At 33.5% G+C, this 24,634-nt stretch carries 26 protein-coding genes; 23 read left to right on the top strand and 3 right to left on the bottom strand.

What is annotated here, in order from left to right:
- Positions 1-177: 177 nt before the first annotated feature.
- The 4 genes from RTW14_RS05140 (at position 178) to guaA (ending at position 4,926) form a co-directional block, all read left to right on the top strand.
- A complete protein-coding gene (locus tag RTW14_RS05140; protein WP_312648623.1) occupies positions 178-963 on the top strand; it encodes a M15 family metallopeptidase in 786 nt (261 codons plus the stop codon).
- Position 964: 1 nt separating this feature from the next.
- Positions 965-2,473 carry an IMP dehydrogenase gene (locus tag RTW14_RS05135; protein ID WP_312648622.1) on the top strand — a complete coding sequence of 503 codons (1,509 nt, stop codon included), beginning with the start codon at positions 965-967 and terminating at the stop codon, positions 2,471-2,473.
- A 163-nt stretch (positions 2,474-2,636) separates the two neighbouring features.
- Entirely contained in the window at positions 2,637-3,278 is a 642-nt protein-coding gene (locus RTW14_RS05130; RefSeq protein ID WP_312648621.1) for a CPBP family intramembrane glutamic endopeptidase, read from the top strand.
- Between the two features lie 106 nt (positions 3,279-3,384).
- A complete protein-coding gene (guaA, locus tag RTW14_RS05125; protein WP_312648620.1) occupies positions 3,385-4,926 on the top strand; it encodes a glutamine-hydrolyzing GMP synthase in 1,542 nt (513 codons plus the stop codon).
- Between the two features lie 90 nt (positions 4,927-5,016).
- Here the strand turns inward: guaA and RTW14_RS05120 are convergent, their stop codons facing one another.
- Positions 5,017-6,444: a hypothetical protein gene (locus tag RTW14_RS05120; RefSeq protein WP_312648619.1), complete on the bottom strand. Its 1,428-nt coding sequence runs from the start codon at positions 6,442-6,444 to the stop codon at positions 5,017-5,019.
- Between the two features lie 229 nt (positions 6,445-6,673).
- Between RTW14_RS05120 and RTW14_RS05115 the strand changes: the two genes are divergently transcribed.
- The 14 genes from RTW14_RS05115 (at position 6,674) to RTW14_RS18795 (ending at position 15,886) form a co-directional block, all read left to right on the top strand.
- The gene (locus RTW14_RS05115) at positions 6,674-6,868 is read left to right on the top strand and encodes a hypothetical protein (RefSeq protein ID WP_312648618.1); all 195 of its coding nucleotides are present in this window, start codon (positions 6,674-6,676) and stop codon (positions 6,866-6,868) included.
- Positions 6,869-7,063: 195 nt separating this feature from the next.
- Positions 7,064-7,339 carry a hypothetical protein gene (locus RTW14_RS05110; RefSeq protein WP_312648617.1) on the top strand — a complete coding sequence of 92 codons (276 nt, stop codon included), beginning with the start codon at positions 7,064-7,066 and terminating at the stop codon, positions 7,337-7,339.
- Between the two features lie 39 nt (positions 7,340-7,378).
- The gene (locus tag RTW14_RS05105; protein WP_312648616.1) at positions 7,379-7,738 is read left to right on the top strand and encodes a hypothetical protein; all 360 of its coding nucleotides are present in this window, start codon (positions 7,379-7,381) and stop codon (positions 7,736-7,738) included.
- A 2-nt stretch (positions 7,739-7,740) separates the two neighbouring features.
- Positions 7,741-8,532: a hypothetical protein gene (locus tag RTW14_RS05100; RefSeq protein WP_312648615.1), complete on the top strand. Its 792-nt coding sequence runs from the start codon at positions 7,741-7,743 to the stop codon at positions 8,530-8,532.
- Positions 8,533-8,575: 43 nt separating this feature from the next.
- Positions 8,576-9,118 (top strand): hypothetical protein, encoded by a 543-nt coding sequence (locus tag RTW14_RS05095; protein WP_312648614.1) that lies wholly within the window; start codon positions 8,576-8,578, stop codon positions 9,116-9,118.
- Positions 9,119-9,400: 282 nt separating this feature from the next.
- Complete coding sequence (locus RTW14_RS05090; RefSeq protein ID WP_312648613.1) at positions 9,401-9,694, top strand: hypothetical protein; 294 nt, start codon at positions 9,401-9,403, stop codon at positions 9,692-9,694.
- A 70-nt stretch (positions 9,695-9,764) separates the two neighbouring features.
- The gene (locus tag RTW14_RS05085; protein WP_312648612.1) at positions 9,765-10,676 is read left to right on the top strand and encodes a rolling circle replication-associated protein; all 912 of its coding nucleotides are present in this window, start codon (positions 9,765-9,767) and stop codon (positions 10,674-10,676) included.
- A complete protein-coding gene (locus tag RTW14_RS05080) occupies positions 10,621-10,821 on the top strand; it encodes a DUF3173 domain-containing protein (RefSeq protein WP_442871560.1) in 201 nt (66 codons plus the stop codon). The genes RTW14_RS05085 and RTW14_RS05080 overlap by 56 nt, the downstream gene beginning before the upstream one ends.
- Complete coding sequence (locus RTW14_RS05075; RefSeq protein WP_312648610.1) at positions 10,799-11,986, top strand: tyrosine-type recombinase/integrase; 1,188 nt, start codon at positions 10,799-10,801, stop codon at positions 11,984-11,986. The genes RTW14_RS05080 and RTW14_RS05075 overlap by 23 nt, the downstream gene beginning before the upstream one ends.
- A 54-nt stretch (positions 11,987-12,040) precedes the next feature.
- Positions 12,041-12,703, top strand: coding sequence for a hypothetical protein (locus RTW14_RS05070; RefSeq protein WP_312648609.1), 663 nt, complete (start codon positions 12,041-12,043; stop codon positions 12,701-12,703).
- Positions 12,704-12,724: 21 nt separating this feature from the next.
- The gene (locus tag RTW14_RS05065; protein ID WP_312648608.1) at positions 12,725-13,024 is read left to right on the top strand and encodes a hypothetical protein; all 300 of its coding nucleotides are present in this window, start codon (positions 12,725-12,727) and stop codon (positions 13,022-13,024) included.
- 360 nt (positions 13,025-13,384) lie between these two features.
- Positions 13,385-14,665 carry a hypothetical protein gene (locus RTW14_RS05060; RefSeq protein ID WP_312648607.1) on the top strand — a complete coding sequence of 427 codons (1,281 nt, stop codon included), beginning with the start codon at positions 13,385-13,387 and terminating at the stop codon, positions 14,663-14,665.
- A gap of 535 nt (positions 14,666-15,200) precedes the next feature.
- A complete protein-coding gene (locus RTW14_RS05055) occupies positions 15,201-15,395 on the top strand; it encodes a hypothetical protein (RefSeq protein ID WP_312648606.1) in 195 nt (64 codons plus the stop codon).
- A gap of 137 nt (positions 15,396-15,532) precedes the next feature.
- Positions 15,533-15,886, top strand: coding sequence for a tyrosine-type recombinase/integrase (locus RTW14_RS18795; RefSeq protein ID WP_442871559.1), 354 nt, complete (start codon positions 15,533-15,535; stop codon positions 15,884-15,886).
- A gap of 238 nt (positions 15,887-16,124) precedes the next feature.
- Here RTW14_RS18795 and RTW14_RS05050 read toward each other — a convergent pair whose 3' ends face one another.
- Positions 16,125-16,889 (bottom strand): hypothetical protein, encoded by a 765-nt coding sequence (locus tag RTW14_RS05050; protein ID WP_312648605.1) that lies wholly within the window; start codon positions 16,887-16,889, stop codon positions 16,125-16,127.
- 310 nt (positions 16,890-17,199) lie between these two features.
- Complete coding sequence (locus tag RTW14_RS05045) at positions 17,200-18,933, bottom strand: S-layer homology domain-containing protein (RefSeq protein ID WP_312648604.1); 1,734 nt, start codon at positions 18,931-18,933, stop codon at positions 17,200-17,202.
- 282 nt (positions 18,934-19,215) lie between these two features.
- Here RTW14_RS05045 and RTW14_RS05040 point away from each other — a divergent pair, with 282 nt between their 5' ends.
- From RTW14_RS05040 to RTW14_RS05020, 5 genes are all read left to right on the top strand, one after another.
- Positions 19,216-20,523, top strand: a complete 1,308-nt coding sequence (locus RTW14_RS05040) for a sensor histidine kinase (RefSeq protein WP_312648603.1) — start codon at positions 19,216-19,218, stop codon at positions 20,521-20,523.
- Complete coding sequence (locus RTW14_RS05035; protein WP_312648602.1) at positions 20,498-21,295, top strand: response regulator; 798 nt, start codon at positions 20,498-20,500, stop codon at positions 21,293-21,295. Before RTW14_RS05040 ends, RTW14_RS05035 begins: the two co-directional genes overlap by 26 nt.
- 124 nt (positions 21,296-21,419) lie before the next feature.
- Positions 21,420-22,940 (top strand): Na+/H+ antiporter NhaC, encoded by a 1,521-nt coding sequence (nhaC, locus tag RTW14_RS05030; protein ID WP_312648601.1) that lies wholly within the window; start codon positions 21,420-21,422, stop codon positions 22,938-22,940.
- Between the two features lie 69 nt (positions 22,941-23,009).
- Positions 23,010-23,423, top strand: a complete 414-nt coding sequence (locus RTW14_RS05025; protein WP_312648600.1) for a hypothetical protein — start codon at positions 23,010-23,012, stop codon at positions 23,421-23,423.
- Between the two features lie 223 nt (positions 23,424-23,646).
- Positions 23,647-24,330: a hypothetical protein gene (locus RTW14_RS05020; protein WP_312648599.1), complete on the top strand. Its 684-nt coding sequence runs from the start codon at positions 23,647-23,649 to the stop codon at positions 24,328-24,330.
- Positions 24,331-24,634 lie beyond the last annotated feature (304 nt).

The following is a 24,634-nucleotide window of genomic DNA, read 5'->3' as shown; positions in this document are numbered from 1 at the left end:
AATGGCAACACATTAACATATAGAGAATTTAAATGCAATATAAAAATAAATATTCGAAATAATTAAAAGATTTCCAAAAGAATTTCAAAAGAAGTTACCTGTTGTAAATACACGAAATTTGTTATACAATAAATAATTAAACTTCTAATTATAATGTTATCAAGGTGGGGAAAGTAATTGAAACAACAAACATGGACAAACTATATTATTGTGGCACTATTAACAACCCAGCTTTTTATCGGTTATTTAGGTATACCTTTAATGAGTGGCAGTCGATTTTCTGTAGATTGTAAACCTGACATTATAATTGTTGGTGAGAATGAGGGTGGTAAGCCGCCAGTTGTGGTTGAGTCTGATGAAAGTGTAGCTAGGAGAGAAACTCTAAAACGTGACTTGGACAAAGGCTTGTTCATTCTTGTCAACAAACAAAATCCTGTAGATAGTAGTTATAAACCTGATGATTTGACAGCCATTAAGTATTTTGCTCCGGATCGCCCTCCAGAAGGCAGAGTGATGAGGGCAGAGGCAGCAGAGGCTTTTAATCGGTTATCAGAGGTAGCAGCAAAAGAAGGTTATGAAATAATTGTAACTACCGCTTATCGTTCTTATGAATTCCAAACGACCTTATACAACAATTATGTAAAAAGAAATGGACAGCAGAAGGCAGATACATTTAGTGCTCAGCCTGGGAAAAGCGAACATCAGACAGGGCTTGCGGCAGATGTAAGTTCTCCATCTGTAGGTTATCAGCTGACAGAGGACTACATCCATACGCCAGAAGGAAAGTGGCTCAATGATAATGCATATAAGTTTGGCTTTATCATAAGGTTCCCTAAAGGAAAAGACAGCATTACAGGATACATGTACGAGCCGTGGCATATTCGATATGTGGGAAAAACGGCGGCAAAAGAGATTTTTAATGAGGGATTTACCCTTGAAGAGTATTTAGAAAAGGAGATATAAAATGGCGCACTATTTTAATGAACCATCAAGAACATTTAACGAATATCTGTTAGTACCAGGATTTTCAGGCAAGAATTGTTCACCAGACAATGTAAGCCTTAAGACCCCGGTAGTAAAGTTTAAGAAGGGTGAAAAACCTTCAATTACAATGAATATTCCACTTGTTTCAGCTATCATGCAGTCTGTTTCAGACGACAAAATGGCAGTTGCTTTAGCTAAAGAAGGAGGAATTTCTTTTATATTTGGGTCACAGTCCATCGAAAGCCAGGCTGCAATGGTTAAAAAAGTAAAGAGCCATAAGGCAGGTTTTGTAACAAGTGATTCAAACCTGAGACCGGATCAGACTTTAGCAGATGTACTTGCATTAAAGCAAAGATGTGGACATTCTACTATTGCTATTACAGATGATGGAACTGCTGCAGGTAAGATACAGGGTATCGTTACAAGCAGAGATTACAGAGTGAGCCGTATAGACCCTAGTACAAAGATCTCAGAATTTATGACACCGTTTTCAGCACTTGTTTATGCTGAAGAAGGCTGTACTTTATCAGAGGCAAACGACATGCTTTGGGATCACAAACTAAATGCTCTTCCTATTATAGATAAGAATCAGAGATTAACCCATTTTGTATTCCGTAAAGACTATGATTCTCACAAGGATAATCCAAATGAACTCCTTGATGCTCACAAAAGATATGTTGTTGGCGCAGGCGTAAATACAAGAGATTTTGAAGAAAGAATTCCAGCACTAGTGGAAGCTGGTGCGGATGTTTTATGCATTGACTCTTCTGAAGGATTCTCAGAATGGCAGAGGGACACCATTGCATATGTAAGAGAAAAATATGGGGATACCGTTAAAATCGGAGCTGGTAATGTTGTTGATGGTGAGGGCTTCCGATATCTTGCAGAAGCTGGTGCTGACTTTATTAAAATTGGTATTGGCGGTGGATCCATTTGTATTACAAGAGAACAAAAGGGTATCGGCCGTGGACAGGCTACAGCTACCATTGATGTAGCAAAGGCTAGAGATGAATATTTTGAGAAAACTGGTACTTATATTCCAATTTGTTCAGATGGTGGTATTGTTTATGATTATCACATGACATTGGCACTTGCTATGGGTTCAGACTTTATCATGCTAGGTAGATATTTCTCGAGATTTGACGAATCTCCTACAAACAAGCTTATCGTTAATGGAACTTATGTGAAGGAATACTGGGGTGAGGGCTCAAACAGAGCTAGAAACTGGCAGAGATATGATCTTGGCGGTGATGGCAAACTTAAATTTGAAGAAGGTGTTGATTCTTATGTCCCTTATGCAGGAAGCTTGAAGGATAACGTTACACTTTCATTAAACAAGGTTAAGTCTACTATGTGTAACTGCGGAGCATTATCCATCCCTGATCTTCAGAAGAACGCAAAGATTACGCTTGTTTCAGCAACAAGTATTGTTGAAGGCGGAGCGCATGATGTTATATTGAAGAATACAGATAACAATTCAGTAAGATAGGCTTGCCTTTTTTCCGTTCTGCTTCGGTTTGTGCACTCGAGCGGTGCTCACGTACTATTAGTACGCTCCGCTCCGTCTCACTTACAAACCTGTGCATAACGAAAAAAATTCTGCGCCTATGTATTTAAAATAAAATAAGATAAGAAGCTATAGAGGCAGTGCCATGGAAACGAAATATTTAAATATAAAAACAATTGCAGCGTCATATATTATTTTCCTGTTAGGTTGGACCATGTGGAACTTTTGCTTTAATCCAAAGGACTTAAATGAGTACATTAGCTGGGGGATTGGGCTTGCAGTTCATATCGTATGGTGGCCGTTATTTGCACTAACTTTAATAACAAAATATGATGGGAAATTAATGATATCCTCTAGGGAAATGGTGTCTACAAAACCAAAACTTAAAATATTGATTCCGCTTTTAGCGCTAGCAGGTGCTTACAATTTGGGAGTATATTTCTTTGATAGTACTGGTTTTGGAACAGAAATGAAAATGTATGATTTGATAGTAACAGTTTTAACAGTAGGTATCTTTGAGGAGAGTGTATTTCGTGGGTGGTTTCTAAATTCAATTGCTCATTTTACAGGAGGATTAAAAGCTAATTTCATATCTTCTGCTCTTTTTGTATTCATTCACTATCCTTCATGGATTCTCCATGAATATGGAGCAATGCTTATGATAAGTAGAAGTGTTATGATTTTTCTACTAAGCTTAATTTTTGGATGGGTGTTCATAAAGAGTAGATCAATATGGACTGGAGCAATTTTTCATTCATTCTGGGATTTCATTTCTTTTATGATATGATAAGTTTAAATTTGAGAATTTTGGTTTAATTATAAATGATTTATTGATAAGTGAATGCAGCACGTGAATGTTTACCCTTTCATGTACTGATTATAGTGGAGGTAAAATGCAACAGGAAAAGATTATTGTACTTGACTTTGGAGGTCAGTATAACCAATTAATTGCAAGAAGAGTAAGAGAATGTAATGTTTACTGCGAAGTACATCCTTATACTCTTGACATTGAAAAAATAAAAGAAATTAATCCCAAGGGCATTATTTTTACGGGAGGACCTAACAGTGTTTATGGTGAAGAGTCGCCACAGTGCCCAGAAGAAGTATATAAGATGGGTATTCCTATTTTGGGGCTTTGCTATGGTGCACAGCTTCTTGCTCATCAGCTTGGCGGCAAGGTGGAGACTGCTCCTGTTTCTGAATACGGAAGAACGGAACTGAAGGTAGACAGTGATTCAGTATTATTTAAAAATGTTTCAGAAAATACTATAGTTTGGATGAGCCATACAGACTATATTTCAAAGGCGCCAGAAGGTTTTAAGGTTGTGGCTTCCACACCTGTATGCCCAATAGCTGCTATGGAATGTCCAGAGAAAAAGTTTTATGCTATGCAGCACCACCCCGAAGTTAATCACACTCAGGAAGGCACAAAAATGCTGGAAGCCTTTGTAAAAGGTGTATGCGGATGTAAGGGCGATTGGAAGATGGATTCTTTTGTTGAAGATACCATTAAGTCCATCAAAGAAAAAGTTGGAGATGGTAAAGTTCTTTGCGCTTTGTCCGGCGGAGTTGATTCCTCTGTAGCTGCAGTTCTTCTTTCAAGGGCTGTTGGCAAGCAGTTGACTTGTGTGTTTGTAGATCATGGTCTTTTAAGAAAGGACGAGGGAGATGAGGTTGAAGCTGTATTTGGACCAGAAGGTCACTACGACTTGAACTTTATCCGAGTAAATGCTCAGGAAAGATTTTATAATAAACTCGCAGGTGTTGAAGAGCCTGAACAAAAGAGAAAGATTATTGGTGAAGAATTCATCCGAGTATTTGAAGAGGAAGCTAAGAAAATTGGTAAAGTAGATTTCCTTGTACAGGGAACGATTTATCCAGATGTAATTGAAAGTGGACTTGGAAAGTCAGCGGTTATTAAGTCTCACCACAACGTAGGTGGACTTCCTGACTATGTTGATTTTAAGGAAATCATCGAGCCTCTTCGTATGTTGTTTAAGGATGAAGTGAGAAAAGCTGGTCTTGAACTTGGCATTCCTGATTACTTGGTTTTCCGTCAGCCATTCCCAGGTCCTGGTCTTGGAATCAGAATTATCGGAGACGTAACGGCAGAGAAGGTTAAGATTGTTCAGGAGGCTGATGCTATTTGGAGAGAAGAAATCGCTAAGGCTGGAGTTGATAAGGATATCAATCAGTACTTTGCCGCACTTACAAATATGCGTTCAGTAGGCGTAATGGGTGACTTCAGAACATACGACTACGCAGTAGTGCTTCGTGCTGTAACAACTTCCGACTTTATGACAGCAGAGTCAGCAGAAATCCCTTGGGAAGTGCTTGGAATAGTAACAACAAGAATTGTAAACGAAGTTGCTGGAGTGAACAGAGTGTTTTATGACTGTACTGGCAAACCCCCAGCTACGATAGAGATGGAATAAAGAATAAGAGCGTAAAATCCTTAGATTACAAGGACTTTACGCTCATTTTTTATTTATTTGCAACCATTTTGCAACCAATAAAAATTATACTCAACAATCAGGCTCATACTTGCTTGCTGATTCTTTAGGTATTGCAGAAATAATAAATAGAGTTGGAACTTTTTCTCCGGTTTTTACTTTTTCACTATGAATATCTTGAACAGCTTTTAATCTGGTTTTAGGTCCACCATTATCAATAATCATATATATTTTATTATCGGTATTTTCTGCTTTTGCATATTCCTCAATTTGGACTTCGTAACCATGAACAACTTGTGAATTTGTAGTAAGCTTTACTTCAACTATTGTTTTATCAGTACCACGACTCATTTTAAAATCAACAGGCCCTCGACCTCCATTTGCTTCTGGCGATATATCTAAATTATAGGCTTCACTATAAGCATCGGCTGCCAGATAAAATGCTCTTTGCATAATATGCTCTTTTCTAGTTTTACCATTTTCATCATAAAATAGTTCGTATCCTTTTTTATTTTCAATAAAATTTTTATACTTTTCACAAATAAACAATGCAATTGAAAATGAATCCAGAGGCTTGTCTATATGCTCACTTGGTTCATCTTTTAACATATTATTTAACATTCTTGGGATATAATAATCACCAACACTATCATTTGTAAAATCATAGGCAGGTATGCTCATTCTTTTATATTTTTCAACTAACCCTTCTATAATTTCTATGTTTGTAAATACTTTTTTCTTTAAAAAATCTTTTTTTTCTTTTAATTCTAAATCTCGCCAACTGCTTCCAACTGCACGGTTAAATTCATCTTTAATCTCTTCATTCATCATATAAACTGTATTAATATCTTCCCATTCGTATGCTATTGGCAATTCATGAATAATATCCATAGGAACCAGAAGTACTCTTGTTTTCTTTGTTTTAGTTATTTTATATGGATTGATAAAAAAGCCTTGATTGTCAAATTCATAGTCAGGAAATTCTTGTTGATTTATTTTACACTCTGCATATATTCTCAAAGTATAAGCTTCTATGTCTTCAAGAATAATGCGTGCAATCATATCACTTAATCTATCAGCACCGACATTATCTTCAAATAATCCAATTAAGTGAAACAATTCGGGTTTATTGAATCCAAAATCAATTATTTCTTTTGCATCACTAATCACCTTTGCTCTCAATTTTTCTCCAAATGCATTTCCATGGCTTCCTTTAGCAAATCCAAGACCTATTTCATTAACTTCAGGGAAATTGAATTTTTTGTATGCAGCACTAAATGGCTTATCCCATTGTTTAATAGAGCTTGACAAAAGTAATCCTAAATCAGAAAAATATTGGTCAATTTTGCGATATGATTCTTTAAATTCTGGAGTTTTAGTGTTTTGAAGTCTCTTAATGTTAACATAATAATTACTATCCAAATCTAAAATTGGATCAAATGCCCCTAAGTCGCTAAGCTTATTTTCAAGGCCTAGCTCTGCTGATAGAATTTTTGCCATAGTTTTCCACCTTTCTTTTTTTACAAATTATACTATAATATTACACCATTTGTACGCATAAGCAATGGTTATGGGAAAAATTGAAAAAATATATTGATTTAACTTATTAAATTTAATTTTTATAGTATTTGTTGCATAATGGTTGCAGTATAATAATTTACTTTTTGAAAATTAGATGATATAATCGTATTGTATCAGATACAAGAATATATGAGAAGGGAGAATACTTATGGCTAAAATGGGTAGAAAAGTATCCTATAATCTAACATTAGCAAATGAAGAAAAGGAAGCGAAAGTCCGAAAAAAATGGGAAAGCGAAGGTGGAAGAGTTACTACCGCTTATGTATTAAATAAAGCAATGGCACTTTTATATGAAAAGGAATTTCCAAATGAGACAATTAGTATAAAAGAAGATATTGAATAATAACAGTAAAGACTATCCAAATGTGAGTTTGGATAGTCTTTTTTTAATTGCAATTAAGATTATTTAAGATTATTTAAGAGTATTTAGTATTATTAAAGAATATTAGTGTTGACTTTTAAAATCATCTGTCATATAATCGTATCAAAGAATATTCTAGGGTATTAAAGAATCTTAAATATGATTGGAGGATTGAGAATGATAATTGTAAGAAACGCCCCATCGTTTTACGACCTAATAACCGAGCAACATCTTCAGTTGCCCACTACATTAACTGGAGCACGTAGAGTGGCTCGGTGGGGAAGTTGTAGACCAACATCATATTGGCAATATGATTTTACCGGTTTAGATGAAGAAAAATTAGGGAAGCATTTGTCTACCATTTATGAAGGGAACATTACAGCTACTTTTGTATCGAATTTCGCTGTGCGTTTCCTTAACCTAGCTCAAAAAAACTTAGAAGAAGAACTTTAAGAATTATTGTAGTAAAAGAAAGGATATAGGATATATAATATGGCATTAAAAATTACTGATTTAAAACATTCCCTACCCCTAGAAGTAAAAACCTTCATGCTCGCAGATGTTAAGGGGTACAACAATTATGTTAATGGTGAACGCTCAAATGTTTTAGGAGGTTATACATACGATTTAGTTTTACCCGAAATGAAATACGAAAGGCTCTCCGTTAAAATACCTTTAGAGAATCAATCTAAACCTCTTGTAGATATTATAAACAAAGAAGAAATCCCAGTGGGTATGCCTGTTCGTTTAGAGGGATTAGAAATTCGTGCTTATAACTCAAAGTCAGGAATAAATATTACAGCCTTAGCGAAATCAATTTCTTTGGTTACTTCGCCAGTAAAAGGAGCTTAATTATGTTTTATAAAAATCACAAGCAAGAAAAAATGAAGCTAGTTTCTCTGATAAAGGGGACTAGCTTCCCTTCTATAAACTCTGTTATAGAAATATTTTCTGCTACATATATGAAAATAATTCTAGCAGTGTGCTTTTTATTTATGTCGGCTCTGTTTTTATCGTGTATTAGTGGTTATCTCTACAAATTGTCGGACAATGCTAGATGGGCTCATTATTTTTCTTTGATCTTCTTCCCTATTTATGTATTTGGCAATGTGATGATTTGGAAATTAACAATCCAATCTATACGAAATAAAAATCAAAGTATTGAAAAACAGCTGAAATTTTTGATTCAAACAAACAGGCTATTTACAGAAGACTATTGTGTTAATGCTAACGGAAATAGGGAAAAATATGTTACTAATTCTGCACGAATCGGCTATCTTGATTCAGAGGATTCTCTTATTATCACAGCTTTTAAAGATGGAGATAATTTTTCGGATTCCATGAACAAACTTGAAGTCAAGTTATCTGCATTGTTTAGGCTCCCCCTGTCTAGTAAGGAAGATGAAATTTTTTATTGCAAGTATGTGTTTGAAAAAAATCCAGATACTCGTTTAAATCTCTCACAAGGAATCCCTTTAATAAAAGGTACTGTAATCCCAATAACACAGAAGATTTCATACGATGTAAGTAGTGTCAGTCATGGATTGACGATTGGAGGAACAGGCTCTGGGAAAAGTTATTTCATAAATTGGAAAATTTTAGGATACGCACAGATGGGAGGGCTCTTACATGTAGTAGACCCCTAAATCAGCAGATTTAAGCCTGTTGAGATTTGTAAAAGGGGTTAAAGTGGCAACAGAGCCTAATCAAATTGCGAAAATGCTTAGAGAAGTTTCCGAAATGATGGAAGAACGATATAGAACTTATTTTTCCGATGTTTCAGCTTTTGGTAAAACATGGAAATCATTCAATATTCCTCCCGTTGTGGTTTTTTTCGATGAATATGCTGCGTTCAAAAAAACAGCCGACAAGAAGCTTTTTAGTGAAGTTTCAGCATATATATATTCAATAATTTTAAAAGGCCGTCAAGCCGGTTGTTTCATGGAACTGATAATGCAACGTCCCGACACCAGTATCCTAGATGGGGCAATTAGAGACCAACTAGGTTGTCGAGTTCTTCTTGGAAATGCAAGTAGAGAAGCCTATCAAATGTGCTTCGGGTCTTCTGAGGTTGAATATAAGACAGTTACTGTTAAAGGCGGAGGGTATATTCAAATTGATGGACAAGGAGAAGAGAAATATTTTGAAGCTCCTTATTTGGGAAAAGAGTTTAATTTTCTTGCAGAATTAGAAAAAATATGTTGCAAGGAAAAAACTTTGAATGATGATTAGATTTTATTCTGATTTTGAAGCTCCTTATAAACCATAATTGTATAGAGGAGCTAAAAAAGTGTATAAACCAAAGAGAATAGCCACCATATTTTTCAAAGTTAGCACAAAGGGCTCCAGCCCTTTGAATGGAATGGTGCTAATCTTTTCAAAATATGGTGGACGGGAGAGCTTTAGCTCGACCTATTTAACTTGATATATAGGACAACATCTAGAGAATTTAATATCTGTTTTCAAGTAGCAAAATGTTAAAAATTGGAAAATATGAAAGGGTAATTGATGTTTATGGAAATGAAATTAGTTAAAGATTATAGAGTAACAGAGGAATGCAATTCGTATCTTGTTGGTTCAAAAATTGTAGATATATTTGCTCTCCATAATATTGGTATTGAGGGTGGATTGACTATAATCTTTGAAAGAGATAAAGACAAACAACGAGGAATACTAGTGTTGGGATATAATGACCTAGGTCAATGGATTGAATATCTTAGAGTAGGAAATGAGAAAGTTAAAGACTACTTAGATTCGGAGGCTATTGACAGTGTAAATCACTTAATCAAAGAATACCAAATTACGTAAGGAGGTGATGATAGTTTGTTTTATCATCTATATGAGAATACTTTGATATAAGTAGAACAAACGATTTGCTTTGAAAAAAGAGTTTAGGAGTTACAATACAAAAACGATTGAAACACCTACAACAATAGAAGTTTGGGAATACCTAGATGAACCAATTTATTATTCAGTTAATGCTGATGATGATATGCGAAAAAAAATCGAATTCGATTTTGATAGCATAGAAAAACAAAAGGAATTAGAGAACAAATCAGCAGTAGAGTTTTATGACGCTTTAAAACGAAAACAAAAACATTACGAGGAAATGCGTTGGGTAATTGCCCGAATTATAGATTGTAATTTTATAGATTGTAATTTTGATAATAATACAAAATTTATGACACTTACTTTTAAGGAAAATATACAAGATATTACTTACACAAATTACGAATTTAATAAATTTATTAAAAGATTGAATTTCCACTTATACCATGTGAAAAAACAGAGTTTAAAATATTTAGCAGTTTGGGAGAAGCAGAAACGTGGAGCGATACATTATCATGTAGTCTTTTTTAGCTTCCCATATATAAAAGTAAAAGAATTACAAGAAATATGGACACATGGATTTGTAAAGATAAATAAAGTTGATGTTGATAGTAAAGATAATAGAGGTCGCTATATTAGTAAATACTTTTCAAAAGATATAGATGACAAAGATTATAAACAAAAAGCATTTTTTAAATCACAAAATTTGATTTTGCCGAAAATTAAACGAATTACAAAAAAAGAATTATTTGATTTCTCAAATGAAAATGTGGTGTTTACAAAACTATACTCTCGCAAAATCCCCCAGTTCCACGATACTTTAGGGAATGTTGAAAACGAGAGTATTTCATTTAAAGAAGGTACAGTCAGATATACGAAAATTAGGAAGGAGATACATAATGACTATGATAACAAAAGTTCAGTTGAAAGAATTGGGATTCGGTCCAAGTCAATCCTCTGATATTATTCGAAAAGCTAAAAGGCTAATGGTAAACAAAGGATATGGCTACTACAACAATAGACGCTTAGGATGTGCGCCAATTGAAGCAGTTGAAGAAATATTAGGTATCGGATTAAGTACATATGGGGTGTTCGCAAATGCCTAAGATTTCAAATGTATACCAAGACAAAAAGAGCGGTAAATGGTACTTTGTAGCTAACTTGGGCTATGATGAAAAAGGCGCCCGTTCGAGACATTGGGGGCGTGGTTACTCCACCCAAAAGGAAGCAAAACAAGCGTATGACGAATATATGAGTAACTATTCAAAAACCGCCGTTAAAATGAACAGCACTATGAGTTACCAAGAGTTCTATGAGACCTATTTTGAACCGGATTATAAAATGTCCGTAAATAAGAGAACATTCGATAATCGAATATCATCAATGAGGCTTCACTTTTCTTTTTTCTTCAAAAGGAAGTTAAAAGACATCAATGCTCCCATGCTGAAAAAGTGGCAGAATCAGTTGTCTTTGAATTATTCAAATGCCTATATCCGTAATATTTATGGCTTGTTTCAAATGAGCTTAGATTTAGCGGTTAAACTGGGTTTGGTTCAAACAAATATTGCAAAGCAAGTTGGTAATGTTAAAAGGAATAAGCAGACAGTAGACTTTTGGACACAGGAAGAGTTCCAAAAAGTCATTTCCACTTTTGATATATCTGATTATTACGAGCACTATGCCTTCATAACTCTTTGGCTGTTGTTTTTTACAGGTTTACGTTTTGGGGAAGCCCAGGCTTTACAATGGAATAGTGACATAAATTTTGATGAAAAAACTCTAACAGTTTGCAAGTCTATGTACTACAAAAGTACGCAAGAATTTTATGTTACAGAGCCGAAAACAAGAGCAGGAAATAGAACTATTGCTTTAGATGATAATACTATTACGTTATTAAAAGAATGGCATACTGTTCAGAGCAACAATATACCCTCAAAATATGTTTTATCTTATAATGGGTTTCCGACTAACAAGCATGCTCCGAAGCACTTTATTGAACAGCATGCCAAACTGGCAAATGTGCATAGAATAAAGACTCATGCTTTAAGGCATAGTCATGCTTCATTGCTTATCTCATTAGGTGAAAGTGCTCTTATTATACGTGATAGATTAGGGCATGAGGATATCGAAACAACGCTTGGAACGTATGGACACCTCTATCCTAATACCAATAGAGCGGTGGCTGATAAATTGAGTAATCTCATTACGGTAAAAGCTGATGATAAAGTTAGTAATCGCAATCTGATTTCTAATCAATATGTAAAACGTTAATTTTTTTGATGAAATAAATGCCTATGAAGAAAGGCAGAAAGGCGGTAGCAGATAATGAAAAAAAATATTGTGTTAATGGCAGTTGTCATCTTATTACTTTCTATTTCTACAACGGATTATAGCATGGCAGCTACAAGTCCAAGTTATAAAACGGTTCTTGATAAATATGGATATGGGAAATTTTCTTATGGCATGACAGCTACAAGGAATCTGAACATGAAAATATATTTAAATAATGAGGGTACTGCAAAATTTTCTTATGGCGGAGAAACTTTTGATATAAAGTATATGAGATATAACAATCATATTCTTATTGGAAATGGACAAGACCAAGATTTATTAAAAATCTTAAATCTTGCAACCAACCTTTCAGGGAAGAAATATGACCTTATTTTAAGAAATCCTTCTTATGCTGGAAGCATTGATGAAACTCCTAGATATAGGGTTATTATTGTTGAATATGAGGGGAAAGATGGTGATTATGGATTAGACTATCTCTTTACGTCGGATAAGTTCAAAATTAGTAATCTTCTAGAATTTGAAAATGGCGGTGGTAGAACAAATGGATATCCATATATGTTTGATGATAGTACAGATGGGATGCCACATACATTACTAATTAACGGACAATATCAGTATTATTTGCCTTTAAGATATATTTTTGAACAGCTTGGATTTACGGTTGAATATGAAAATAATACCGTTACTATTTCTTAAAGCTAGGAGGAATTACTTAAAATGAATAGGATAGATTCTAGAACAAAAAATGGCATATATTTTTTCCATACCGAATCTGGAAGTTGGTACGCATTAAGAATTACTGGCAAAAAAATAACTTTAAAAAGATGCCCTAAAGATGAAAAAGTATTATTACGAAGAGATAATGAAGAAATAGAGGTTTTTAGCTTTGAACCTATTGTAATAGGAGAAACTGCAGTGTTTGAGTTGGAGCCTCTTGGTATAGGTGATAATACTTTGCGGTTTACTACAAAAGTAATTAAGATTATTCAAAGTGAACAGGATAATAAAATACACTGATTGTTAAGCGTATAATGCAACCTTTATGCAACCAACACTATTAAAATCAAATCAATTCAAATTAAAATAGGGGGATATAAACCTTAGAAACGAGTTAAATGAATTGTACCAAAGCATAAAGTTTATGGAGATGGAATAGTAAAATTAAATAATTTGGTATATGTAGTGACAGCTAGTCTATGAGATTAGCTGTCATTTTTGTATTATATGTATTTACTATGAAGGGAATATATTTTTGCAAGCACTACATTACAACTTAAGTGTAGTCTATTCACTATACATAACTTGAAGGCTTTTAGGATTTAGTATAATATAATAGGTAATAGGTTAACAAAGAATATTTTACAGGTGGTAGGCTTTATGAAGAACAATATATTAAAGTTGTTGCGCAAGAATCTTAATCAGGATACGATACAAGGGATGCTTAGCATCATTGTTGTAGCTACAGTGTTGATTTTAGGCACTAATGTAGGAAAGTTAATAGATTTTTCTGTATTTTTTGGTTTAGCACTTGCATTTGCTGCAAAAAATGTAACAGAGTGGTTGGCTAAACTGATTGATGCAAAATTAGAAGAAGTCTTGAAACTAGAACTAAACTATGACAAGTTGATAAAGATGTATCCTCGATGTAATGATTTTTTAGAGTATGAAAATTCTTCGGAGGCTAATTTTATTCTGGGACGAAAAAAGTCAAATGTTAAATTTAAGGAAGATAAAAAAAATCCAAATATAATAAATCAAGATAAATATACTTTCCCTATAGTTTTAGATAAAATGTGTAATAAAGAGAAGTTTTCTATAATAGACTCGCAAAATCAATATAATCTTCCAGAAGAAGTCAGACAAAATTATGCTGATATTATGTCAGCGCATACACATTCTAATGTATATAATCAATTGAATATTAGGCTAGATAATTTGAAATTAAATGAAAGTATAAATGTAATTGAGTTGAGTACTTCTAGAACTACATATTTTGATTCATTGGTAACCAATAGAGCAATGGACTATAAATGGAAAAGTGGTGTTTGCAATAGGGATTTGTTTGCGTATGGTCCATTTATTCCAAAATTAGAAGAATCAGTTTTATCAAATCATTTAGGCTTCAATGGATTTATTGAAACTAGAGATAAGAAGATTGTTTTTGTAAAAAGGAATGATAGCGTTTCAATTGGAAAAGGTACATTAGGAACAAGTATTGCTGCTTCTCTAAAATGTATGTATGCTTTAGATGATAATAAAAATTTCACTAAGGAAGGCTTAATTAAGGGGATAGAGCGAGAACTTTTAGATGAATTGGGGATAAATGCTGAATATACGTTTAGCTTAGAAGAGAATATCATTAGCATATATCGGGATATGGTTGAAGGTGGCAAACCACAATTGTTATTTTACATAAATATAGATTTAACTTCAAATGAAGTAGCAGAAGCGTTCGCTTATACTGAAGTAATTAATAAATCCATAATAACCGACAAAATGAAACGTGATGGCGAGCAATTGGTGTTTGTAGATAAGGCAGAACTACAGAAAATATATTTAGCCCCAGACGTAATTGTAATTGGAGAAAACGCCTATTCAACGATGCCCTCGACATCAGCATCTATTGTAATGCTAATTAAGTATTTTAACAAACAATGAGATTACTACAAACAACATTCTTAGAGGTGGATATGCGTGAAATTGTATTAAGTATAAAATTATAACGGTTCAGCCAACTGGGCATATGCTACTTATTGATCAATATGCCCTTAAACTGGCAATGGATTAAATTTTTATTCTCAAGATAGATGGATAGATTGATCAAAGAGGGCGCAAATAATGCATTAAATCATGCAAATCATTATAGTATAGTGCTTGCAAAATGCTTGTAAAAACATTTAAAAACCTAAATATTATAGAATTTAAAGAGAAATTATATAATGAGAAGGTGTAAATTAGCGACATATAGTCTGATATATGAATGATTGTATCGAGATGGAATAGCTGTAAACCAGTAATCACAACGCTTTCAGACGTGGAAAAAAATTGTAAATATTAAATAGCAGCTTCCTGTGACATGCAGATTAAGCTACTATTTTTTATGTTGAAAAAAGGTGTTTACAATGTCAAGTAGTGCAAAAAGGAATATTACTAAACAAAAGGTTGGAAAAGAATTAAGAAAGATATTACCTATATGGAACTATGTCAGATGTATATAAGGGAGTGTAAATTAAATGACATAGCAGAAGTAACTATTAACGGATATAATTATGCAAATGGATATTTTCTGAAATTTACAGGAAAAGAAATTATGTGTAGTGAAATTACACAGAAATTAGTTGATGATTATAAAATGAAATTATTGAAGAGGTTAAAATCAACTACTTAAACAGTTATATGTTTAAAATATCACCGACTATAAAATATGGTCATAGGGCAAGAAACATTTAAAGATATTTATACTGAGGAGGAACTAAAAAAGCTATTGGTAAGACCTAAGAATAAAAGTTTTTTACAGTACCATAATTGGGTTATATTAATTTCTTATTTGCCACAGGAATAAGGTCAAAGGAACTCAGAGAACCAAATGTCAGTAATGTTGATTTAGATATGGGATTTATTAATCTGCCACACACTAAGAATAGAAAAGCAAGGATTATACCTATGCCATCATCATTAGTTATGATAGTGGTAGAATATATTAATATTCGTGGTGGTGAATTAGCTGAGCCATTGTTTTGTAATCAATTTGGTGAGAGATTACCCAGAACGACATTACAACTTGAAATTAAAAAGTATTGCTTAAAACGTGATGTCCATAAATATAGCTTACATTTGTTACACTATCAGTCCGTAATTGAATGTCACCACTTCAATTAAAAAGGATAACTGGACATGCTGATTTTAGAATGCTTAATAAATATTATCAATATGACCCTTCAGATTTAATGATATAATTGATGATTATAATCCACTTGAAACATTTAAAAAGAAACAAGTAATTAAGATAGGTAAGCCCTAAAATAAAAAATAAATTCACTGACTAAATAAGCACCTTTAAGCTATTTTAAGGGTGTTTATTTAATTGGCGGACAAATTAATATACGAGAAAATATAGCTATTTAATAGACAGGAAGAATATATAAATAACAGTTATCATTATAAGTAGCATTATTTTAATGTTTTTTTTAAAATCGGCTGTAATTTCTTTGTATTTTATTTTTATCTGTTTTACATTATTTTTATTGATTATTATTTTATTTCTATTAAAATCAGTACAAATAAGAGCTTCTTTAGCTACATATATTTCTTCTAAAAAAAGTTTCTTATTTTGATAAATTAAAGTAATACGACTTGGTATTTTTCTATTAAGGTCGTATGTTATAAAAAGTAGAGAAAAGATTAAAGAAAAAATAATAAATGATATTGCAATTGGATAAAAAGGCGAAGATTCTATTAAAGCATTTAATAATGCCTTAATAAATCCGATAATAAATACTATTGCTAATAAAAAAGTTGCGATAATGTTTATTTTTTTATGCCACTTATTTAAGTGATTCCTTATTCTAATTAGCTGAAGTCTAAAAATAAAATATAAAGACATTATATAAATCATTGTAAAAACAATTCTATAAAAATTTTGAAGAGAATCTTGGCTATATTTTACTATAGAAATTAAACAAAAAATAAAGCTTATTAAGTAAGTTACTATTACTAAAATACCTAATAATGTTTGTGTGAATTTTGTAGAATGAAATTCAAAACTACAATTTTCCAATGATATTCTAGTAGTTCTAAAACTACTAAAGACTGGTATAAATCCTAATATCGCTGTAAATGTAGAAATAATTTGTCCAAAATTATCTCGTAAAAATTCTGACATTCCCTAACTCTCCTAAATATCAATAATTGAATAATATTAACATATTATTACATAAAAGTACATGAATTTACAAATAAAAATTGACAATATGGAGTTTAGTAGTAATATACCTATAGTTTTCTTCCCCTTATAAGTATGCTTGCACAACTTCTAGTTTTACATCATAACTATATTTTGCCATACAAAAACCGACCTCCCATCAGTTAGGTCTAACTTTTTGGGTACATATCAGTTTTTGTCTAACAAAAGGGGTTCAATTCATTTTGATTAGCTGCCATTTTTGTATTATAAGCATTAACTCGAAAAAAGATTACTCATTCATGACTGATTTTACAGCTGATTGATATTCTTTATCTGTTAGGGAAAGGTAATCTCTCAAGCCGTCAAAATAAGGATATTGGTTTGTATAATACTGCGCTCTGGTTGGTTCCCAGAAGTCTAGATATAGAAATTCTCCCGAACCTGTTATGACAAAGTTTAGAGGATTTACTTTTACGTCGCATGCAGTGGAAAGTGTTCCGTCACCGAGGAGCTTATAAATTGAGTTTGCTCCCTTACAACCGATATATACCTTTCCTTCAATCAACGAAACAGAGATCTGATCGAATTTGGGATCGTTTGAATAAAATATTGTCTTTCTCTCTTTGAGGTAATCACTGCCGGTAACCAGATTGTACTTATAAATAACCGTCGCTTCATTTTCCATATATGGCTGGATATAGAGAATGCCGTTGGAAATAAAATAGTCCCCAAAATCAGTCCGTGCAAATTGTTTGGATTCTCCAGAATTTAGATTAAGGGCATATATTGACATTTCAGGACTATCATTAACTAGTCCACTTTGTGCTATATAATATAATTGGTTATCATAAATATAGATGGCTCTATCGCTTAAAAAGGAATTGTTAAATGTCGTCAAAATTTTCAATTCACCATTGTAAAATTTAACTATTGCGGAATTCAATTCACCGGAAAAACCTATCACATCCAAATATATTTCATCACCGTAAAGCTCAAAATTGTGAATTTCAATAAAGTTATCAGATTTTAACAAACATTTAGCAGATTTTGAAGTGATATCGTAGCAAACTAGACATGAGAATTCAGTTAAGGTCGTAGTTTCGCCCAAATCATCGTTATATTTGCCTTCTTTATTTTCAACAAAATATAATTTACCATCCTTTAACCTAAGATTGTATATTGGTCCGTTTCCAATGTATAGCCCTTCTTTTAAACCCGTTTTGTTATTTCTTCTTATAATGTTGGATTTACCTGTTCCATAACCTGCATCAACAGAAAAATAGGTGTAATCGTCATCATAAGCAATGTTTCCCTTATACATAAAAGTATTTCCCTCTTGACCGACCATATCATAATTGTACTTTGGATCATAGGGGACCCGTTCTTGTTTGTCAATCATTCTATATATTATCGCAGAAATTTGAGCCCTTGTGACATATGTATCTCCATTAAAGTTTCCGTCAGGCATCCCGGTGATTATCCCTGATTTGTACATACTCCTAACAGCACCCTGATATTCTTGAGGAATACTATTTAAATCGGGTATGGTGGAATCATTGATTGCTTGAGGATTTGGCTCGCAGTTCTTTAAAACATTATACAGAATAAAAGCCGTTTCTGATCTTGTCGCCTTTGCTGTGGTGATGTCAGTTCTATTTATTATAGAATTGCTTAGTAAATGTTTACTCACAGCATAATCAAAATACGGTTGATACCATGACACTGCATCTTTTGTGTTGATGGTTTCGTTCATATTCGAAGCATGCATTCGAGCTGCGACAGTAATCGCTTGCGCAAGAGTAAAATTACCGTTAGGAGAAAAATAACTGATGCTAACACCATCCATCAGACCATTATTATAAGCGGATTTGACACCACTATAGAACCAGTTGTCTGCCTTAACATCTTTAAAGGTATTACTGTTAAAATCAGAAGCATAAACTTTGGACGTTCCTTCTTGTGGAAGAATAATAGCTATTAGAATTAAGATGATAGGAATAAGAATCTGTAATTTTTTTTGCATTTTATATTACTCCTTAAATTGAATTTACATTAAGTAAAAAATTTTAAATTAATTCAAATTATACCATATAAATGAATATTAACAAAATGATTACATGTACAATTAATTTTTATTTAACGTCTAAAAGTTACTCACAGACTTCACATGTGCATATTGATTAAGTATACATGATATAGTAATATTACAAGTACAAACAAAATTACTAGTGGTAGTTAAAATTCACTTGATTTGAAATGGGGCTAAGCAGTTTAAAGTGTTTTTGAATAGTATGAGGTGAAGTACGTGAAAGAGGCATATTTGCAAAATTATCTTGTTGAAAACTATGTACTTATTGCAATGGTAGTGGGTACATATTTTGTTGTTTCCATGAAATCAGCAGTAGATATATTAATAAAAAAACGAATGGTTATAAATATGACATTGCTTTTGATTCTGTCTATGGCGGAGTTCTATATGAATTATCTTAAGGATCAAGCTCAGGTAGTGGGATTGCTGCTCACCATAACAGGTATAACCTATTACTCTCTAAAACCTTTGGTTATGGCTACAGTCATAAATATGGTGGAACCAAAAAATAAATTAATCTATGTTCCCGCCATAGTGAATTTTCTTATTTACTGCGGTGCATTTTTTAAAAATAATGTATTTTATTTTGGATCCGATGGGAGTCTTAAGCTTGGACTTGTGGGACATCTCTTTATTGTTACGGACTGGGTATATTGGGTTATATTCCTTCTTATCTTGAATATGAGATTTTACAGAAAAACAGAAGTAAATCATCTTGGAGTCTTCTTCTGTATAGCTTGGCTTATGACTGCAAATATTATGGAATCAATAGGGATACGAGCAGGGATCTTGAACGAAACTTATGCTGTAGCATTTTTGTTTTATTACCTTGTCATACATGTATATATATCACAGCAGGTAAATGAGGAAAAAGAAATAAAGCTGAGGGAGCAAAGAGTATCATTGATGCTTTCACAGATACAGCCTCACTTCTTATACAATACCTTGAATACTATCACAGCTCTTTGCCGGGCAAATCCCAAGCTTGCAGAGGAAACTACTATAAAATTTTCCAAATATCTTAGGGAAAATATGTATAGTATGGGCGAAAATGACACACATCCTTTTCCTCAGGAGCTGGAGCATACAAATATTTATCTTGATATAGAAAAATTAAGATTTGGGGATCGAGTAAAGGTAGAATACGATATAAAATCAGATGATTTTAATATGCCAATCCTAACGCTGCAGCCAATTGTGGAAAATGCAGTTAAGCATGGAATATGCAAAAAGCTTGAGGGAGGAACAATAAAGATTTCTACAGAAAAGAAGGGGAGGGATCACATCATAACAATTGCAGATAACGGTATAGGATTTGAAATAGACAAGGCATTAAATGATGGAAGGCCTCATATTGGCATACAGAATGTAAATGAACGGCTAAAAAGTACGGTTAAGGCAGAAATGGAAATTACAAGTCTCATAGGAATTGGAACAACTGTAAAAATTATTATTCCGGGAGAGAGAAAAAAGGTAAGACTGGAGAGTGGTGAACGACGTGAAATACTTAGTATTGGACGATGAGATAATTGCAGCAGAGTATCTTGCAGCATTAATATGTGAAGCTGATGAAAAAGCAGAAGTTGTAACGGCAAATAATTCTGTTCAGTCACTGGAACTTGCCAAAGAACAGCAGTTTCATGTGTGCTTTATAGACATACAAATGCCAGGATTAAATGGCATAGAGTTTGCCAACAAGCTTAAGAAATTGTACCCTAAGACCAACTTCATATTTGTGACTGGTTATTTGGATCATATGGGGGAGGCATTCAGACTGGATGCCAGTGACTATATCATGAAGCCTGCAAATGTGAAGCAGATACGTCATGCACTCGAGAACCTTAGATATTCATCTCAGGGGAGTCAAGTAGGGAAAGAGGAACAGAGAATACAAATAACTTGCTTTGGAAATTTTGAGATACTTATAGATGGGAAACCTGTAAAATTTAAATTTGACAAGACGAAGGAACTTCTGGCATATCTTGTTCACAGAAAGGGTGCAAGATGTACTTCAAAGGAAGTAATTGCAAATCTATGGGAGGAAGAAGGTCATGATTCGTACTACAGGATGCTAAAGAAGGACTTACTGGATGTGCTGAATCAGCTTGGATGTGGACAAATACTATATAGTGCAAGAGGCCAGATTGGATTGTCTAGCTTGGAATGCATTCAGTGTGATTACTTTAAATGGGTAGAAAACAGTGTAGAGGGCAGGAAGCTTTATCATGGCGAGTATATGGCTCAGTATTCTTGGGCTGAAGAGGTTAATGCTCTCATTGAAAGAGAAAAATATTAAAAATTAATTTTAAGAAAATGTAAAAAAATTGACGAATATTCATATTTATTGACACTTCCTTGACGGAGCAAATATTATGATGAAATTGTAATTTATAAATAATCATATTTTCGGAGGTGTTTTTATGAGTGAAAAAAGCAAAACGGTCAGATTGCCTAACAAAGTGGAAGCTCTTATTCCAATTGTTTTTCTTCTGACACTAATGATTACAAACTATGCGCTTGGCTGGGGACAGGATCCTCACATTCCGGTAACTCTTGCATGTGGAGTTGCCATGATTGTTGGAAAACTATGTGGCTACAACTACAAGGAAATGCTTGCTGCAGGTCTTGAAGCTGTTAATCAGTCTCTTGAAGCAATAATTATCATTCTTCTTGTGGGATGCCTGATTGGTTCATTTACTGCATGTGGAACTATCCCGGCGGTAGTTTATTATGGACTGAAGCTGTTTACACCAGCTATATTCCTTCCATTTGTAACAATTCTTTGTGCAGCGGTAGGTATTGCACTTGGATCAGCATGGACAGTAACAGCAACTCTTGGTATTGCATTTATGGCTATAGGTACAACAATGGGACTAAATCCAGCACTTATTGCAGGTGCTATTCTGTCAGGCGCATGTTGTGGCGATAAATTCTCACCACTTTCAGATTCAACAAATCTGGCTGCCGGCTCTGCACAGACTGGACTTTTTGACCATGTAGGAGCTATGGTGACTACAACTTTCCCAAGTTTAGTTATTTCAATATGTATATTTGCATTTTTCTCACTTTCAAAGGTTCAGAACTATGATCCTACTCTTGCAAATGAGTTATCGGCTGCAATCATTGACCACTATACATATATGAGTCCAATTCTTCTTATTCCTATTTTACTGATTGTAGTAGTAGCAGTAATAAAGATGCCGGCTATTCCTTCAGTTGTACTTCTTGCTTTGGTTGGATGTGCATTTGCTGCAATTTTCCAGGGGGCTGGAATCTCTGACTGCATCACAATGTTACACTATGGATATACTGCTGAATCAGAAAATGCACTGTTTATGAAGCTTGTAAACAGGGGTGGTATGAACAGTATGCTTTGGACTAACAACCTTGTAATAGTTGCGGTTGCTTTTGGTGGTATACTTCAGAAGATTGGTTCAGTAGAATCACTTCTTGGCGGACTGATTAAGAAGGTTAAGACTCCATTCCAGTTAGTTGTTGTTACTATTCTGACTTCAATGTTCTGTATCACAACTATGTGTGACCAGTATTTAGGATTAATCATTCCTTCATCAATGTATAAGAAAAATTTTGATGAAATGGGTCTTGGTAGGAACATGCTGTCAAGATCACTTGAAGACGGTGGTACTTTATGGTCACCACTTATCCCTTGGTCATCTTGCGGTGCATACCACTCAGCAGTACTTGGAGTTCCAACACTGTCATACTTGCCATATTGCTTCATGAATATCATCAACCCTATTTATGCTATTATTACTGTAAGCTGGGGTGGGAATATTTTATATGCTGATGGATCAAGAACTAATCTGTTTGGTAAGCTAAAAAAGGGTCATGGACCTGCTGATGCACCTGAAGAAGCACATGAAATGGCTATGAAGGCTCTTGCAGAAAGAAGATCTGCTGGAATATATAAGAGCATATAGAAACAAATTCAGATCAAATATTCATATTTAAAATATATATTTACATTTGGTTTTTAGAGAGGAGAAACTATGGAATATTACGGAATCATGCCTGAACGAAAGCTGTGGGTAAAGGCAGCAGTTGTCATCTTTGGAGCTTACGCTGTTTATAACGCAGCTGTAAACCGTGACTGGTTTTATCTGCCATTTGGAATTATCATGATTCTTGCCACTTTTTCTGACAGAAAACATGTGATTTCACAAGAAGGAGTGGATATTCTGTACACTATCTGTGGAGTGCAGTTTCATAATATGTGGGACTGGAACGAAATAAACACAATTCATACAGATTCAATCAAATCCAGACCAAATGTGGAACTGCATATTGGTAAGGATGTGGTATCTAGAAGGTTTATTTTATCAGTGGATGATGCCGGCGAAGCAATAGATATTGCAGGCAGAATGAATTCAAAGATTTATATCGCAGAAATGAATCACAAATAGTAAATAATCACTAGTCAGCATTTTAGGAATGCGTTCTGTATATAGGATATTGAGATCTGTGTGTTTGTAATAATTAATGGAGTTAAGATAGGTAGCTTGGGTTGTTTATTCATTTGGAATAAGCAAGAAGGACTACCTATTTTTTAATATTCCGCATATAACATTTTTTTAATATATGGTATAATTTAACATAACAAAAACACAAAGAAGGTAGGAAGACAAAATGGAGAAAGACGTTGGAAGATACATAAGAGCAGTTGTGGTTGTTATAATTACTGCGTTTTGCGCTATGATACTACCGCATCAGGATAAAGCAATATTTCACTTAATTATGCCAACTATAAAATTAAGTCCAGGGTCAAGACTATATTTAAATGGAATTTTGCCACTGGCTCTGCTATTGTGGAGTTATAGAGAAATTGTAAAAAGCAGATATTTTAAATGTGGTAAATTAGGAATATTTATTATTATGTTTTGCATTGTAGTTCCATTCACGTTCAATGCAATGAATGTAATTAAGATACCATACTATGTGTTAAGTGGTGGGCTTAAATCAATTGATGTAATAGAGAGCCACTATTCCTTTGGTAATGGACCAAAAGAGAATACGATAACAGTTGACTTAACTTTAAAAGATTACGGAAAAAAAGTACAAGATTTGAATATTTCTATTGATCTTCCCGAAAGTTTGAAGAAAATTATTGATAAAGAACCGATTGTTCTACCACAAAAATATACAATACATAAGGAACAAGGCGATCTTCACATCGAAGAAACTATCCAGTTTAATTACAGGAAAGGATTCTCAGAAGAAGATTTAAATGAATCAGACTATTTTTTCGATGATTACAAGATTATTTTGTCTAAAGAAGATGAACAGTTAGCAATCGTTCAACGTGGAAAATAGTACATATTGAGCAATTTTTAATATATATCGTAATTAGGGGAATATGGGGTGCACGCACTAAGCAATGTTAGTTTATAGAGTCTGCCTGATTGGTATGTGTGCGAATATAAACTCAAAAAATAGCAAAGCTACCGAAAGCAATTTAGATGGCTAAAAACGATTCTCGGACTAGCCACCAGTGCAAATAAAAAAGCGCTGTCTCATAATTCTTACATTACCCATTTTGTAATAATATAATTACGCCAGTAATTATTACTATTGCTTGTTTATTTATTTAAAAAATGGTATATTTAATGGTAAATAA

Origin of the sequence: Aminipila sp. (assembly GCF_032051575.1) — a bacterium.
Classification (GTDB): domain Bacteria; phylum Bacillota; class Clostridia; order Peptostreptococcales; family Anaerovoracaceae; genus Aminipila.
The sequence above is the reverse complement of the archived record's forward strand: the minus strand, read 5'-3'. Positions and strand labels throughout refer to the sequence as shown.

Excerpts from the sequence above, each read along its gene's own strand:
- RTW14_RS05135 (WP_312648622.1), top strand. The coding sequence starts at position 965 with ATGGCGCACTATTTTAATGAACCATCAAGAACATTTAACGAATATCTG.
- RTW14_RS05130 (WP_312648621.1), top strand. The coding sequence starts at position 2,637 with ATGGAAACGAAATATTTAAATATAAAAACAATTGCAGCGTCATATATT.
- guaA (WP_312648620.1), top strand. The coding sequence starts at position 3,385 with ATGCAACAGGAAAAGATTATTGTACTTGACTTTGGAGGTCAGTATAAC.
- RTW14_RS05120 (WP_312648619.1), bottom strand. The coding sequence starts at position 6,444 with ATGGCAAAAATTCTATCAGCAGAGCTAGGCCTTGAAAATAAGCTTAGC.
- RTW14_RS05115 (WP_312648618.1), top strand. The coding sequence starts at position 6,674 with ATGGCTAAAATGGGTAGAAAAGTATCCTATAATCTAACATTAGCAAAT.
- RTW14_RS05110 (WP_312648617.1), top strand. The coding sequence starts at position 7,064 with ATGATAATTGTAAGAAACGCCCCATCGTTTTACGACCTAATAACCGAG.
- RTW14_RS05105 (WP_312648616.1), top strand. The coding sequence starts at position 7,379 with ATGGCATTAAAAATTACTGATTTAAAACATTCCCTACCCCTAGAAGTA.
- RTW14_RS05100 (WP_312648615.1), top strand. The coding sequence starts at position 7,741 with ATGTTTTATAAAAATCACAAGCAAGAAAAAATGAAGCTAGTTTCTCTG.
- RTW14_RS05090 (WP_312648613.1), top strand. The coding sequence starts at position 9,401 with ATGGAAATGAAATTAGTTAAAGATTATAGAGTAACAGAGGAATGCAAT.
- RTW14_RS05080 (WP_442871560.1), top strand. The coding sequence starts at position 10,621 with ATGATAACAAAAGTTCAGTTGAAAGAATTGGGATTCGGTCCAAGTCAA.
- RTW14_RS05075 (WP_312648610.1), top strand. The coding sequence starts at position 10,799 with ATGGGGTGTTCGCAAATGCCTAAGATTTCAAATGTATACCAAGACAAA.
- RTW14_RS05070 (WP_312648609.1), top strand. The coding sequence starts at position 12,041 with ATGAAAAAAAATATTGTGTTAATGGCAGTTGTCATCTTATTACTTTCT.
- RTW14_RS05065 (WP_312648608.1), top strand. The coding sequence starts at position 12,725 with ATGAATAGGATAGATTCTAGAACAAAAAATGGCATATATTTTTTCCAT.
- RTW14_RS05060 (WP_312648607.1), top strand. The coding sequence starts at position 13,385 with ATGAAGAACAATATATTAAAGTTGTTGCGCAAGAATCTTAATCAGGAT.
- RTW14_RS05055 (WP_312648606.1), top strand. The coding sequence starts at position 15,201 with ATGGAACTATGTCAGATGTATATAAGGGAGTGTAAATTAAATGACATA.
- RTW14_RS05050 (WP_312648605.1), bottom strand. The coding sequence starts at position 16,889 with ATGTCAGAATTTTTACGAGATAATTTTGGACAAATTATTTCTACATTT.
- RTW14_RS05045 (WP_312648604.1), bottom strand. The coding sequence starts at position 18,933 with ATGCAAAAAAAATTACAGATTCTTATTCCTATCATCTTAATTCTAATA.
- nhaC (WP_312648601.1), top strand. The coding sequence starts at position 21,420 with ATGAGTGAAAAAAGCAAAACGGTCAGATTGCCTAACAAAGTGGAAGCT.
- RTW14_RS05025 (WP_312648600.1), top strand. The coding sequence starts at position 23,010 with ATGGAATATTACGGAATCATGCCTGAACGAAAGCTGTGGGTAAAGGCA.
- RTW14_RS05020 (WP_312648599.1), top strand. The coding sequence starts at position 23,647 with ATGGAGAAAGACGTTGGAAGATACATAAGAGCAGTTGTGGTTGTTATA.